Source organism: Vibrio sp. 16 (assembly GCF_963681195.1).
GTDB lineage: Bacteria > Pseudomonadota > Gammaproteobacteria > Enterobacterales > Vibrionaceae > Vibrio > Vibrio sinaloensis_D.
Genome location: NZ_OY808997.1, coordinates 2545147 through 2558200 on the forward strand (window position 1 = coordinate 2545147; position 13054 = coordinate 2558200).

Annotated in this window: 15 protein-coding genes; 8 read left to right on the forward strand and 7 right to left on the reverse strand. The window is 47.5% G+C overall.

From position 1 onward, the window contains the following. Positions 1-4 precede the first annotated feature (4 nt). The 4 genes from trkA to def form a co-directional block, all read right to left on the reverse strand. The gene (trkA, locus tag U9J37_RS11650; RefSeq protein ID WP_005472471.1) at positions 5-1381 is read right to left on the reverse strand and encodes a Trk system potassium transporter TrkA; all 1377 of its coding nucleotides are present in this window, start codon (positions 1379-1381) and stop codon (positions 5-7) included. A gap of 101 nt (positions 1382-1482) precedes the next feature. Next, positions 1483-2763 (reverse strand): 16S rRNA (cytosine(967)-C(5))-methyltransferase RsmB, encoded by a 1281-nt coding sequence (rsmB, locus tag U9J37_RS11655; protein WP_005472536.1) that lies wholly within the window; start codon positions 2761-2763, stop codon positions 1483-1485. Between the two features lie 71 nt (positions 2764-2834). Then, the gene (fmt, locus tag U9J37_RS11660; protein ID WP_005472603.1) at positions 2835-3782 is read right to left on the reverse strand and encodes a methionyl-tRNA formyltransferase; all 948 of its coding nucleotides are present in this window, start codon (positions 3780-3782) and stop codon (positions 2835-2837) included. Between the two features lie 25 nt (positions 3783-3807). Beyond that, complete coding sequence (gene def, locus U9J37_RS11665) at positions 3808-4326, reverse strand: peptide deformylase (RefSeq protein WP_005472495.1); 519 nt, start codon at positions 4324-4326, stop codon at positions 3808-3810. 164 nt (positions 4327-4490) lie between these two features. Here def and U9J37_RS11670 point away from each other — a divergent pair, with 164 nt between their 5' ends. From U9J37_RS11670 to U9J37_RS11685, 4 genes are read left to right on the forward strand one after another with little or no spacing between them, the layout of a single operon-like run. Further along, on the forward strand, positions 4491-5510 hold the full coding sequence (locus tag U9J37_RS11670) for a LysM peptidoglycan-binding domain-containing protein (protein ID WP_043886981.1): 1020 nt from the start codon (positions 4491-4493) through the stop codon (positions 5508-5510). Then, positions 5510-6631 carry a DNA-processing protein DprA gene (dprA, locus tag U9J37_RS11675; RefSeq protein ID WP_005472488.1) on the forward strand — a complete coding sequence of 374 codons (1122 nt, stop codon included), beginning with the start codon at positions 5510-5512 and terminating at the stop codon, positions 6629-6631. The genes U9J37_RS11670 and dprA overlap by 1 nt, the downstream gene beginning before the upstream one ends. Then, positions 6628-7107, forward strand: a complete 480-nt coding sequence (locus tag U9J37_RS11680; protein WP_005472594.1) for a DUF494 family protein — start codon at positions 6628-6630, stop codon at positions 7105-7107. The genes dprA and U9J37_RS11680 overlap by 4 nt, the downstream gene beginning before the upstream one ends. Before the next feature lie 12 nt (positions 7108-7119). After that, positions 7120-7710, forward strand: a complete 591-nt coding sequence (locus U9J37_RS11685) for a DNA topoisomerase family protein (protein ID WP_005472528.1) — start codon at positions 7120-7122, stop codon at positions 7708-7710. 45 nt (positions 7711-7755) lie between these two features. On the opposite strand, the gene U9J37_RS11690 is transcribed toward U9J37_RS11685, so the two are convergent. Then, positions 7756-8889, reverse strand: coding sequence for a 5-(carboxyamino)imidazole ribonucleotide synthase (locus U9J37_RS11690; RefSeq protein ID WP_005472459.1), 1134 nt, complete (start codon positions 8887-8889; stop codon positions 7756-7758). Positions 8890-8893: 4 nt separating this feature from the next. Beyond that, the gene (gene purE, locus U9J37_RS11695) at positions 8894-9379 is read right to left on the reverse strand and encodes a 5-(carboxyamino)imidazole ribonucleotide mutase (RefSeq protein ID WP_004410971.1); all 486 of its coding nucleotides are present in this window, start codon (positions 9377-9379) and stop codon (positions 8894-8896) included. A 192-nt stretch (positions 9380-9571) separates the two neighbouring features. Here purE and U9J37_RS11700 point away from each other — a divergent pair, with 192 nt between their 5' ends. The 4 genes from U9J37_RS11700 (at position 9572) to U9J37_RS11715 (ending at position 12241) form a co-directional block, all read left to right on the forward strand. Continuing rightward, the gene (locus U9J37_RS11700; protein WP_038141280.1) at positions 9572-10129 is read left to right on the forward strand and encodes an L-threonylcarbamoyladenylate synthase type 1 TsaC; all 558 of its coding nucleotides are present in this window, start codon (positions 9572-9574) and stop codon (positions 10127-10129) included. Positions 10130-10147: 18 nt separating this feature from the next. Then, on the forward strand, positions 10148-11065 hold the full coding sequence (hemF, locus tag U9J37_RS11705; RefSeq protein ID WP_005472448.1) for an oxygen-dependent coproporphyrinogen oxidase: 918 nt from the start codon (positions 10148-10150) through the stop codon (positions 11063-11065). A gap of 76 nt (positions 11066-11141) precedes the next feature. Further along, positions 11142-11975 (forward strand): shikimate dehydrogenase, encoded by an 834-nt coding sequence (aroE, locus tag U9J37_RS11710; protein ID WP_043886984.1) that lies wholly within the window; start codon positions 11142-11144, stop codon positions 11973-11975. After that, complete coding sequence (locus U9J37_RS11715) at positions 11975-12241, forward strand: DUF1488 family protein (RefSeq protein WP_005472590.1); 267 nt, start codon at positions 11975-11977, stop codon at positions 12239-12241. The genes aroE and U9J37_RS11715 overlap by 1 nt, the downstream gene beginning before the upstream one ends. On the opposite strand, the gene U9J37_RS11720 is transcribed toward U9J37_RS11715, so the two are convergent. Beyond that, positions 12234-12782, reverse strand: a complete 549-nt coding sequence (locus tag U9J37_RS11720) for a gamma carbonic anhydrase family protein (protein ID WP_322413817.1) — start codon at positions 12780-12782, stop codon at positions 12234-12236. The two genes, U9J37_RS11715 and U9J37_RS11720, sit on opposite strands and share 8 nt — an antisense overlap. Between the last annotated feature and the right edge of the window lie 272 nt (positions 12783-13054).

Sequence of the window (13054 nt, forward strand, 5' to 3'; positions counted from 1 at the left end):
AATCCTAAAGGAAGAATGGGCTCGGTTGGAATAGCGCTTCCACGTCTGGTACATATTTCTTATCAACTAAGAACATCACCACGTGGTCATCTTGTTCAATCACGGTTCGGTCATGGGCGATCAGGACTTCTTCACCGCGGACAATCGCACCGATGGTGGTGCCCGGTGGTAGTTTGATATCACCAATCGCACGTCCCACCACTTTCGAAGTAGTTTCATCGCCATGGGCAACGGCTTCGATGGCTTCGGCCGCACCACGGCGTAATGAGGATACATTGACAATGTCAGCACGGCGTACGTGAGTGAGAAGCGCAGAGATGGTGGCTTGCTGAGGTGAGATGGCTACATCAATTGCGCCACCTTGGACGAGATCAACATAGGCGCCACGCTGGATAAGCACCATCACTTTTTTCGCCCCCATGCGTTTGGCAAGCATGGCTGACATGATGTTGGTTTCATCTTCGTTGGTGAGGGCGATGAACACGTCCACTTGGTCGACGTTCTCTTCGCTTAGCAGTTCTTGGTCTGCGGCGTCACCACAGAAAACGATGGTATTCTCTAACTCTTCAGAGAGTTTTTCTGCACGTTGATAGCTGCGCTCAATCAGTTTTACGCTGTAAGTCTGTTCAAGGCGTCGTGCCAAGCTTGCGCCGATGTTACCCCCACCGACAATCATGATGCGGCGGTACGGTTTTTCTAGGCGCTGCAGTTCACTCATCACTGAACGAATATGGTTACTTGCCGCCACGAAGAAGACTTCGTCATCCGCTTCGATAATGGTGGTGCCTTGTGGGCGAATTGGGCGCCCTTGACGGAAGATAGCCGCAACACGAGTATCGATGTGTGGCATGTGCTCGCGTAGAGTGGAAAGAGCATTACCAACCAGTGGACCCCCATAGTAGGCTTTAACGGCAACTAAGCTGACTTTTTGCTCGGCAAAGCTCACCACTTGCAGCGCACCTGGGTATTGGATTAAACGCTCAATGTAGCTTGTCACCAACTCTTCTGGCGCAATCAGGTGATCGACTGGAACGGCGCCTGATTGGAAGAGTGCTTCTTTTTCAGCAAGGTATTGTGGAGATCGAATGCGAGCAATTCGGTTTGGCGTGTTAAAGAGAGAAAACGCGACCTGACACGCGGCCATATTGGTTTCATCGGTATTGGTGACCGCAACCAGCATATCGGCATCTTGGGCCCCTGCTTCACGCAGAGAGTCTGGGTGGCTTGCATGACCGTGGACGACACGTAAGTCATACTTGTCTTGCAGTTCACGCAGCCGGTCATTATCTCGGTCAACGATGGTAATGTCGTTGTTTTCACCTACCAGGTTTTCAGCCAAAGTACCGCCGACCTGACCTGCGCCAAGAATGATGATTTTCATAGCTTTTCTCTTTATTCGCTTAGCTGGTTGAATACAGCTTAAGTATTTACTCGTTGCAATGAAATAGCGGCTAAGACAAAGTCATTAGCCGCTCAAATTAATTATGCTTGTTTCACTAGCACTGCGTAGTAGAAACCATCCATATCCTCTTCGCCAGGTAAGATTTGGCGTCCTGGATTGTTGATGTCAGAGCCGACTAGTGTCGCATCACTTGTGCGTTCTAAGAATGATTTCACTTGAAGGACATTCTCTTTTGGCGTAATTGAGCAGGTTGCGTAAACCATAGTGCCACCGGCTTTCAGTTGACCCCACATTGCATCCATGATTTCACTTTGCAGCTCAGCAAGCGCATCAATGTCGTTTGCTCGGCGTAGCCACTTAATATCAGGGTGACGGCGGATAACGCCAGTCGCTGAACACGGGGCATCAAGCAGAATTCGGTCAAATTTTTCGCCGCTCCACCACTCTTGAGGGTAGCGAGCATCGCCACAAATCACATCCGCACGCAGTTGTAGACGCTCTAAGTTGTCATAGACGCGATCAAGACGCTTAGCATCACAATCAATCGCAACCACTTCGGTATCTTCTGTGTGCTCAAGAATGTGGGCGGTTTTGCCACCTGGCGCCGCACAGCAATCAAGGATCAGCTCGCCATTTTGTGGCTGTAAGTAGTTTACAGACAGCTGAGCGGCAGCGTCTTGGACTGATACCCAACCGCGGTCAAAGCCTGGAAGGAGGGTTACGTCACAAGGCGAGGCCAATTTTATGGCATCTTCTGCTTCTGGGTGAATGCTGAATTCAATGTTTGCATCTTTCAGCAGTTCTAGGTATTCATCGCGCGTGTGGTGCTGGCGATTCACGCGTAGCCACATTGGTGCCTTGCTGTTGTTTGCTTCGACCAATTGCTCCCATTGCTCTGGGTAGCTTTCACGCAGCATATTCAATAGCCAATTCGGGTGACCATATTTGCCAGCATTATGACTAACGGCTTTTTCATCTAATGCTTCTTGATCACGTAAGTAGCTACGTAATACGGCATTGATTAGGCCGCGCAGGCTTGGACCTTTTAACGTCTTGGTGCCTTCCACCGTTTCTGCTACTGCCGCATGAGCGGGAATACGCATAAAGCTAAGTTGGTAAATACCAACCAGAATTAGATGGTGGAATACACGCTTTTTCCCTTTCAGCGGATTATCCATCAGCTCATTGGCGATGGATTCCAAACGTGGCAAGTAACGCAGTGCGCCATAACAGATCTCTTGTAAGAGAGCATGGTCTCTTGGTCTGATGGTTTTTTGCGCCGCAGGTAGTGCATGTGAAAGAGATTGGCCTTTGTCGACCACTTGGAATAGGACGTTGGCTGCAGCAGCGCGAACATTCATGATGAATACCTTAAATTAAGGGAGGGTGTCTCCACCCTCAAAATGTACGTTTCCCGTTAGGGATAATGTGTTTAAACCAGTTGAGTGCCGACTTCAAACCAGCTAGCACGTGAGTTCAAAATGTCTTGAACTGACATGGCTTTTTTACCTGGTACTTGCAGTTGTTCTAGTACTAGTACGCCATTGCCAGTGGCAACGTAGATACCGGTTTTATCCGCTTGCAGGATGGTGCCTGCTGGTTTGTCTGACGTTTGCTCATCAACTCGGCTTTGCCAGACTTTGATGCTGTTTTCAGCCGCTTCAAAGTAGCTCATTGGCCATGGATTGAAAGCGCGTACGCAGCGTTCAATGTGCGCAGCATCGTCAGCCCAGTTAATACGCGCTTCTTCTTTACTCAGTTTCTTCGCGTAGTTTGCCAGTTCATCATCTTGCTTTTCAGGCACTGCTTTACCTTCTGCAATATCGGCCAAGCATTCAACCAATGCATCAGGACCAAGCTCTGCCAGCTTTTCATACATAGTGGCACTGGTGTCAGTCGCTTCAATTGGCAAGGTCGCGATTTTTAGCATGTCACCAGTATCAAGGCCGATGTCCATTTGCATGATGGTTACGCCAGTCTCGTTATCACCCGCCCAAATTGAACGTTGAATCGGAGCGGCGCCACGCCAGCGAGGTAAGATTGAACCATGAACGTTGATACAACCTAGCTTTGGTGTGTCCAGTACCGCTTGAGGAAGCAGTAGGCCATAAGCCACTACAACCATGATGTCAGCGTTGAGATCTGCAAGCTCTTGTTTGGCTTCATCAGACTTAAAGTTTTCAGGTTGATAAACCGGAATGTTGTGCTCTAGGGCAATGTTCTTCACTGGGCTGGCAGTAAGCTTTTTACCGCGACCTGCTGGGCGATCTGGCTGTGTGTAAACAGCAATAACTTCATGCTCCGAAGACAACAACGCCGCCAAGTGATGGGCGGCGAAATCCGGAGTACCAGCAAAAACAATCTTCAAAGGTTTGCTCAAGGTACCTTCCTTCTATTTATGGCGGTTAAGCTTTAGCGTTTTTCTCGTTGAAGCGCTTGATCTTAGCTAGCTTGTCTTGAATACGCTTGCGTTTTAAAGGCGAAAGGTAGTCTACAAACAGTTTGCCTTCTAGGTGATCAAGTTCGTGCTGTACACAGATTGCTAATAGGTCATCAGCTTCAAAAGTGTACTCTTCGCCATCACGGTTAAGCGCTTTTACTGTTACTTCTGCCGCACGTGGTACGAGTGCTCTTGCACCAGGAACAGATAGACAGCCTTCTTCGATGCCATCTTCACCGCGTTTCTCGATGATTTCTGGGTTGATCAGAACCATTGGCTCGTCACGAGTCTCAGAAATATCGATAACAACAATGCGTTGGTGGAAATCAACTTGGGTTGCTGCCAAGCCAATACCTTCTTCGTCGTACATGGTTTCAATCATGTCATCAACGAATTTTTGAATCTCAGGAGTCACGGCTTCAACCGGCTTTGCGACGGTGCGAAGGCGATCATCTGGGAATGTTAATACTTGTAATACAGACATATACACTCGAAATGTTGAACTGTGCCGAATCAGGATAATCCTTGATGGCTCAATTCTAGACATTTTGTAGACCAAATGACAGCATCATTGCGTTTTTGACGCGTTTATAGGCAGTTCTCGCGATTCTAATCACCACCACTTTTTACTCTCAGGGATGAACGGTTATGTCAGTACGGTTCGGGTTTTCGCTTGTGGCATTGTTGTCTTTTTGTGCCTCACATTTCGTTTTTGCACAGGAAGAAGTTCTCACCGTAAAAAAGGGTGCGCCTACGACCTATACCGTGGTGAAAGGGGATACCTTATGGGATATTTCGGCGCTCTATTTAGATAGCCCATGGTTGTGGCCACGATTGTGGCAGGTCAACCCAGAGATCGATAACCCCCACCTTATTTACCCAGGCGATAAACTCAGTTTAGTTTGGCACAATGGGCAGCCAGTACTGAGCTTGAAGCCGATGGTGAAACTGAGCCCTAAAGTCCGTGTTTTGGATAAAAAGGCGCTGCCTACCATCAATGAATCCTTAGTCTTGCCTTATTTAGAGTCGGATCGCCTACTGACAGGGGAAGAGTTATCGACAAGCGCTCGCGTGCTTGGCTCGAGCGATGGCGATCAATATTTAACAAACCACAAACTCATTTACATCACGGGGGAGCACAATCACTCAGACTGGGTGATCTACCGACCGCTTGATGAATACCAGCGCGACACGCACAAAATGACGGCGCTTAAACAGATAGCTAAGGCGACGTTGAACTCGCAAGGGCAAGGCTTTAGTGGTTTGGAAATTAGTGTCCAGAACCAAGAGATTCTGGCAGATGACATCGCACTACCAGTGATTGAAGGTGTTACTGATTCGCTATCTACGACCTTTTACCCTGCGCCTTCTCCTTCGCAGAGTGTGGCGAACTTGTTAGGCTCGCTGGAGGGCAGTCATTATGTGGGGCAAAACCAAGTTGTGGTTATCGACCGAGGTGACATAGACCAACTGCGCCAAGGTTCCATGTTTGAACTCTATTCTCCGGGTGCGAAGATTGAGGATGGTAAACACCTGCCAGATACCTTCATTGGCCATTTAATGGTGATTCGCCCGTACGAACATTTTAGTTTGGCATTGGTAACGCAAAGCGCTCAGCCTATCAGTCAGCAAACGTTACTTCGGTCACCGTTAGACACTTTGGAATAATGAATCGAGAAGCTTTAGCAGCTTGGCTAGCTCTCTATTTTACCCCGCGCGTTGGCCCCAAAACATTTGCTAAGCTAACAGCAATCGAGAGCCCTGAAAGTATTGCTCAATTAAGCGTTTCAGAGCTTCAATCGGTAGGTTTTAGCACGCAGCAAATTGAGTACTTAAAGCATCGCGCTGAGAAAGACATTGTCGATTGCTTCAATTGGCTAGATGCTTGCTCGCAGCGGGCGATATTGACGTTGCGAGACTCAGCCTACCCTCCACTATTGAAACAAACAGGCACCGCTCCAGCAATACTATTTGTTGAAGGTGATGTTTCTTGTTTATCTCACCCTCAACTGGCCATGGTTGGCAGTCGCAATGCCAGTATCGATGGCTTGAACTGTGCCCGCCGTTTTGCTCAATCACTTGTTGAACATGGACTGGTAATTACCAGTGGTCTGGCTTTGGGAGTTGATGGCTATGCGCATGATGGTGCCTTGCAGGGGGGAGGGAAAACAGTAGCGGTACTGGGGAGTGGGTTGGACTCAGTATATCCTGCTCGCCATCGTCAGTTGGCTGAAAGAATATGCCAAAGTGGAGCATTGATTTCCGAATTTCACCCACTGGCAAAACCGAAGGCGGATCATTTTCCTCGCAGAAATAGAATTATTAGTGGCTTATCGGCAGGAGTGCTGGTGATTGAAGCAGCAGAAAAAAGCGGTTCTTTGATTACCGCGCGTTATGCCGCGGAGCAAGGTAGAGACGTGTTTGCGATTCCAAGCTCTATTCACCACACTCAAGGTCGTGGCTGTAACCTATTGATAAAGCAAGGTGCTTGCTTGGTTCAGAATGTCGAAGATATTGTCGCTGAAATCGAGACACTGGTTCGCTGGTCTGATCAAGGTATCGGTGCAGTTCAGCAGGAAATTTTTCCTCTAGAAGATAGCAAAGAAGAATTGCCATTTCCTCAGCTGTTAGCTAACGTAGGAAGTAGGGCTACACCAGTTGATATTCTTGCAAGCAGGACCAATATACCTGTTCAAGAAGTCATGATGCAGCTCTTAGAGCTTGAGCTCTCAGGGCATGTTGTTGCAGTTTCCGGTGGCTATATTCGAAAGGGGAGGGGCGAGCTATGATGATGGATATCCTAATGTATCTGTTCGAGACTTACATCCATAGCGATGCAGAGTTACAAGTCAATCAAGATGAGCTTGAAGAAGAGTTGCTTCGTGCAGGCTTTCATCAAAATGACATCTATAAAGCCCTTGTCTGGCTGGAAGAGTTAGCCGCTCTGCAGCAAAGCGAGGCCCACTCAGCGATTTCTGTGTGCAGTACATCGACCTCGACACGTATTTACACCACCAAAGAGTGTGAGCGTTTGAGTCTAGAGTGCCGCGGTTTCATTACTTTCCTTGAACAAGTGAACGTGTTGACAACGGAAACGCGTGAAATGGTGATTGACCGCATTATGGGCCTCGAGACGGATGAGTTTGAGCTGGATGATCTCAAGTGGATTGTATTGATGGTGCTGTTCAATGTACCAGGCAATGAAAACGCTTATACGCTTATGGAAGAGCTGTTATACACCAAAGAACAAGGTGTTCTACATTAACGAGCTTTCCAAGTGACCAAAAACAGTAAAATAGATCAGCAGCTGTTTTCAGCTCATGAACACGCATTAGAGCATCAAGCGTGCCCGAAATGCCAATCCGAGCAGCGCGATGGCGAGCTTCAGCTTCGCCATGGCAAGCATGGCCCATTTCTTGGCTGTACCCTGTATCCAACCTGCGATTACATTAAACCATTACATCAAAATGATGGGCATATCATCAAAGAGCTTGGTGTGCCTTGCCCAGAATGTGGCAACGAGTTGGTCCTTCGCCAAGGGCGTTACGGTATGTTTATTGGTTGTAGCCATTATCCGCAGTGCCACCATATTGAGTCTCAGGATCAACCTGAAGAAGAGCCAGAGTCACCGCATTTAACTTGCCCGGAATGTCACAAAGGCCATCTAGTTGAGCGCAAAACACGCTTTGGTAAGTTATTCTATGCCTGTGATAACTACCCTAAATGCAAGTTTGCGGTTAACCTGCCTCCAGTCGCTGGGCAGTGCGAGAAGTGTGGTTTTCCATTACTGATTGAGAAAAAGCTAGCCAGTGGGGACCGATTACAGTGTGCTAATCGTAAATGTCATCACACCCAAGAGAACAAATAGCAAAACGGCGCCTAGAGCGCCGTTTTTGTTTACTGGTTATTAAGATTACTCAGTGAAGTTCTCTGCGAAATTATGTACGGCTGGAAAAGCCTTCTTGTCTAGGACATCGGCGAGCGCACATAATTTGCGTTGCAGTTCGCCATTGTAATCACCACACACATTGATGTGGCCCATTTTACGGCCTTCGCGTTTCTCTTTTCCGTACCAATGCACATGGCAACCATCCATCGCGATCACAGCTTCTGGTAACGTATCTTCACCCAAAATGTTGATCATCGATGTGGATCGGATCAGCTTGGTTGACCCCAGTGGCATGCCACAAACGGCGCGCAGGTGGTTCTCAAACTGACACGTTTCCGCGCCTTGTTGAGTCCAGTGACCAGAGTTGTGAACGCGCGGTGCGATTTCATTGACGAGTAAAGTGCCATCTACATCAAAGAACTCGAGGGCTAACACGCCCACGTAGTCGAGGCTGTTGGCAACCGCAGTGAACATGTTCTTCGCTTGTTCTTGTAGATCTGTGTCTGCAATAGCGGTAGACAGTGTCAGGACACCATTGGTATGAACGTTCTCCGCTAGAGGGTAAACCGCCACGTTGCCATCTTTGCCACGGGCACCAACCAGAGAGACTTCACGATTAAACGGGACAAACTCTTCAGCGACAATCGCTTGGGTTTCTGTCGCGGCAATGCATTCTGCCATTTCAGCCCAGATTGCATCTGCTTGATCTGCATCTCTTAAGCGCCACTGGCCCTTTCCGTCGTATCCGCCCAAAGCGCTTTTAAGCACCATAGGAATGCCTACGTGATGGATTGCATGATCAAAGTCTTCACGGGAGTTGATGACGTAGTATTTTGCATTGCGTACGCCAGCATCATCGAGTAACTGCTTCTCGATGCGGCGGTCACCACCAGCTTTAATGGCCTGTGTTGATGGTAAGAACTTGCCACTTTGCTCACACACCGCAAGAATGTCATGAGGGATATGCTCAAACTCAGCAGTGATGACGTCAGCTTGCGCAATCGCATTCTCTAAACCATGGCCAGTCACCATTTGGGTTAGCGGATGAACGATATTTTTGCTCCCCACATCGTACGCAGAGATCTCGATGTTAAGAGGTGCGCCTGCCAATGACATCATACGAGCCAGTTGACCGGCACCTAGCACTAACACATGCATAGTATTAGTCCTCTGCCGGATTTGGGTTAGCTAATACAGTTTCAGTCTGTTCACTGCGGAACGCTTCAACCTTAGCCATCACTTCTTCGTCATGCGTACCAAGGATTTGTGCCGCTAGTATACCTGCGTTTGCTGCGCCAGCTTCACCGATGGCTAGCGTGCCTACCGCAATCCCTTTTGGCATTTGAACAATAGAATAGAGAGAATCTAAGCCACTCAATGCTCGTGACTGAACAGGAACACCAAGAACAGGCAAAGACGTAAACGCCGCTGCCATGCCAGGTAAGTGAGCAGCGCCGCCGGCGCCGGCGATGATCACTTTAAGGCCACGTTCTTTCGCGCTAGTCGCGTAATCAGCGAGAAGTTGAGGAGTGCGGTGTGCAGAGACGACTTTTGTTTCGTACTCAACTCCGAATCTGTCTAGCATTTCTGCTGCTAGTTTCATTGTTGGCCAATCTGATTTTGAACCCATGATGATACCGACTTTCATCTCGAACTCCTTAAAGCTGCGCGTAATAGGTGAGCATTCAATTTGTGCGCATTATACGGGGATTTTACTCTTAAGCAAACGTTTGCGCCGGCGTTGAAATCAGATTGATACAATTTATAAATAAATAGCTTTAGTCACTGGTTGTGATTGTTTGTACACTTATCAAAAACAAAGATTGAACAGGAAGTATTCGTGGATAATTTTGATCGAGCGCTCAACGCTTTAAATGATGGTGAAGTGATTGCCTACCCTACAGAGGGCGTATTTGGTGTCGGGTGTGATCCGGATAACCCAGAAGCTATTCAAAAACTACTAGAGCTCAAGCAGCGCCCTGTCGAAAAAGGGTTGATTTTGATTGCTGCAAGCTATGAGCAGCTGCTGCCCTACATTGATGAATCACAATTGACTGCGCAGCAGCTTGAGCAAGTCCATCAAACTTGGCCAGGTCCAGTCACTTGGATAATGCCTTGCAGCGATAAAGTGTCCAACTGGGTTTCTGGCCAATTCGATTCTATTGCAGTGCGTGTAACGGATCATCCTTTGGTACAAAAGATGTGTAATGCGTTTGGAAAGCCGTTAACCTCTACCAGCGCGAACCTAACCGGTGAACCGCCATGTATGACCACAGAACAAGTCTATCAGCAGCTAGGCGATAAGCTGGTGGCTGTTTTGGAAGGTGAAACGGGTGGAAGAGAAAAGCCTAGTGAGATTCGTGATGCGAAAACGTCACAAGTATTAAGACAAGGCTAACCTTGCAAAGGAAGAAAGATGTCGGCAATTGATAAACAAGCGGTAAAGCAATTCTTAATGGAACTGCAAGACTCGATCTGTCAGAAGTTAGAAGCAGCAGACGGTCAGGCAGAATTTGTTGAAGATGCATGGCATCGCGAACCTGGTGAGAAGTTAGGTGGTGGTGGTCGAACTCGCGTGATGAAAGAAGGCGCAGTGTTTGAGCAAGGCGGCGTGAACTTTTCTCATGTGCAAGGAAAAGAAATGCCGGCTTCAGCAACGGCTCACCGACCTGAGTTAGCTGGTCGACGCTTTGAAGCGATGGGGGTGTCTTTAGTTATGCACCCGAACAACCCTTATGTCCCAACTTCTCACGCTAACGTTCGTTTCTTTATTGCCGAAAAAGAGGGCGAAGAGCCAATTTGGTGGTTTGGTGGGGGCTTTGACCTAACACCGTTTTATCCTTTTGAAGAAGACGCGCAATATTGGCACAACACTGCGAAAGAAGTGTGCGCGCCATTTGGCAGTGAAGTCTACTCTGAGCATAAAGCGTGGTGTGATAAATACTTTTACCTGCCACACCGTGATGAAACCAGAGGCGTCGGTGGCTTGTTCTTTGATGATCTTAATCATTGGGAGTTTGATAAGTGCTTTGAGTACATCAAAGCGGTTGGCCAAGGTTATACAGATGCCTACCTACCGATTGTAGAGCGTCGCAAAGAAACAGAATACGGCGAGCGTGAACGTCAGTTCCAACTATATCGCCGAGGTCGTTACGTTGAATTTAACCTAGTGTTTGACCGTGGCACTCTATTTGGCCTTCAGAGCGGTGGGCGCACAGAATCTATCTTGATGTCGATGCCACCGTTAGCGCGCTGGGAATATGCTTACCAAGTTGAGCCGGGTTCTGCAGAAGCTGAACTATACGATCATTACCTCAAACCAAGAGAGTGGTAAGACTTTCTTCAATATATAGATAGTGATAGGGTCAATGTTTCGCATTGGCCCTTTTTTAGTTCTGCAGGTAAAGGAAATGACTCAGCAAATAGATCGTTACGCCGTTTTTGGTAATCCCATCTCTCAAAGTAAATCGCCTTTTATTCATACCCTATTTGCTCGTCAAACCAATCAGTCATTGATCTATACTGCAGAAAGCCCAAATAAGGACGCGTTTCAACAAGCGGCGTCTGAGTTTTTTGCTCAAGGTGGTAAAGGCTGCAATGTCACGGTTCCATTTAAGGAAGATGCTTATCGCTTTGCCAATCGACTGACAGAGCGTGCTCAGTTGGCTGGGGCGGTGAATACGCTAAAGAAGCTCGATGATGGTGAGATTATTGGTGACAACACCGATGGTGAAGGGCTAGTGCAAGACTTACTTCAATATCAAGCGCCTTTAAAAGGAGCGCGTATTTTACTTATTGGTGCAGGTGGTGCCGCGCGTGGCGTCATTAAGCCACTATTAGATCAGCAGCCCGCTGAACTTGTTGTTACCAACCGAACCTTTGCTAAAGCGCAACTGCTTGCCGAGATGTTTGCTCCGTATGGAACGATTAGCGCTTGTGAGATGAGTGACGTCAACCAAGCGTTTGACGTGATCATCAACTCCACCTCTTCTAGCTTGAGCGGTGAACTACCAGAGATATCCGCAGCTATCTTTACGGAACAGGCGGTAGTGTATGACATGATGTATGGCGCGGGTAAAACGACCTTCAATCAGTGGGCACATGAGCATGGGGTGGTGCAAGTCTTTGATGGATTAGGAATGCTGGTCGGTCAAGCGGCAGAAAGCTTTATGCTTTGGCGTGGTTTAAGACCAGGTACCAAACAAATTTTACGTGAGTTGAGAAAGAACCTAGAGGGATTGTAATGAATCAATCGATCTTATTCCCAGACATGCAAACATGGGATGAAGACAAACAAGCTGTTCTCTTTCCAGCGCAGCAATCAGGTGCTCTGATTCAATGCCTAGTGAGTATCAGTGAACTGAAACAGCTGTCGGGACAGGACATCGAGAACGAACAGCAAGCTCTGGAAGTCTTTTCACAATATCGATTCGATCTTGAAGAGCTTGCTGAAGAACTAATTGAAGAGGAAGAATTCAACTCAGAAGGTAATATAGAGGTTGTTAGTTAATCTTTTTAACCTCATGTAGGTAATCTTCTTTATTCTGCACATAGTTATCCGCAGACTTCTGTAAGAAAGCTCGTTCCTTATCGTTGAGGGGGCGAGCTTGCTTGACCGGACTTCCTACATAAAGGTAACCGCTTTCGAGTCGCTTTCCTGGGGGGACCAGACTGCCCGCACCAATCATTACCTCTTCTTCTATAATAGCGGCGTCTAATACAATCGCGCCCATACCGACCAAAACGCGATCTTTAATCACGCAGCCATGCAGCATCACCTTATGTCCGATCGTGACATCATTTCCAATAATCAGAGGGTATCCGTTAGGGTTCTCTTTATTCTTATGGGTGACATGCAAAACACTACCATCTTGAACATTAGTGCGTTCGCCGATATGGATATGGTTTACATCACCTCGTGCAGCCACCAATGGCCAGATGCTTGAGTCGCTGCCGATTTTGATATCACCAACCAAAACAGAGCTACTATCTATATAGACGCGCTCACCAATCTGAGGGGAAATACCTTTGTAACTGCGTAGTGAGCTCATGTATTTATCCTTTTACTCTTGTTATATCGTGCTTATAGGCTTAGAAAAGTACTAAAAATAGGTCGTTTTGAATAGAAAATACCCAAACAATAAAAAAATCAAAAAAAACTGCAAAAAGGGCTTGCCAATGTGATGGCGATCTCTATAATGCCCCCTCGCTGACACGGGAACGCTTCGAAAGAAACGAGAGCCCAGTTAGCAAGGTCAATTAGCCAAGCGGAAACGCTTGAAAAAAGTTTGAAAAAAGTGGTTGACACTAAACTTTATCTCGC

What these genes read in the sequence shown, in the direction of transcription:
- trkA (WP_005472471.1), bottom strand. Translation starts at nt 1,381, where the DNA reads ATGAAAATCATCATTCTTGGCGCAGGTCAGGTCGGCGGTACTTTGGCT.
- rsmB (WP_005472536.1), bottom strand. Translation starts at nt 2,763, where the DNA reads ATGAATGTTCGCGCTGCTGCAGCCAACGTCCTATTCCAAGTGGTCGAC.
- def (WP_005472495.1), bottom strand. Translation starts at nt 4,326, where the DNA reads ATGTCTGTATTACAAGTATTAACATTCCCAGATGATCGCCTTCGCACC.
- U9J37_RS11670 (WP_043886981.1), top strand. Translation starts at nt 4,491, where the DNA reads ATGTCAGTACGGTTCGGGTTTTCGCTTGTGGCATTGTTGTCTTTTTGT.
- dprA (WP_005472488.1), top strand. Translation starts at nt 5,510, where the DNA reads ATGAATCGAGAAGCTTTAGCAGCTTGGCTAGCTCTCTATTTTACCCCG.
- U9J37_RS11680 (WP_005472594.1), top strand. Translation starts at nt 6,628, where the DNA reads ATGATGATGGATATCCTAATGTATCTGTTCGAGACTTACATCCATAGC.
- U9J37_RS11690 (WP_005472459.1), bottom strand. Translation starts at nt 8,889, where the DNA reads ATGCATGTGTTAGTGCTAGGTGCCGGTCAACTGGCTCGTATGATGTCA.
- purE (WP_004410971.1), bottom strand. Translation starts at nt 9,379, where the DNA reads ATGAAAGTCGGTATCATCATGGGTTCAAAATCAGATTGGCCAACAATG.
- hemF (WP_005472448.1), top strand. Translation starts at nt 10,148, where the DNA reads ATGTCGGCAATTGATAAACAAGCGGTAAAGCAATTCTTAATGGAACTG.
- aroE (WP_043886984.1), top strand. Translation starts at nt 11,142, where the DNA reads ATGACTCAGCAAATAGATCGTTACGCCGTTTTTGGTAATCCCATCTCT.
- U9J37_RS11715 (WP_005472590.1), top strand. Translation starts at nt 11,975, where the DNA reads ATGAATCAATCGATCTTATTCCCAGACATGCAAACATGGGATGAAGAC.
- U9J37_RS11720 (WP_322413817.1), bottom strand. Translation starts at nt 12,782, where the DNA reads ATGAGCTCACTACGCAGTTACAAAGGTATTTCCCCTCAGATTGGTGAG.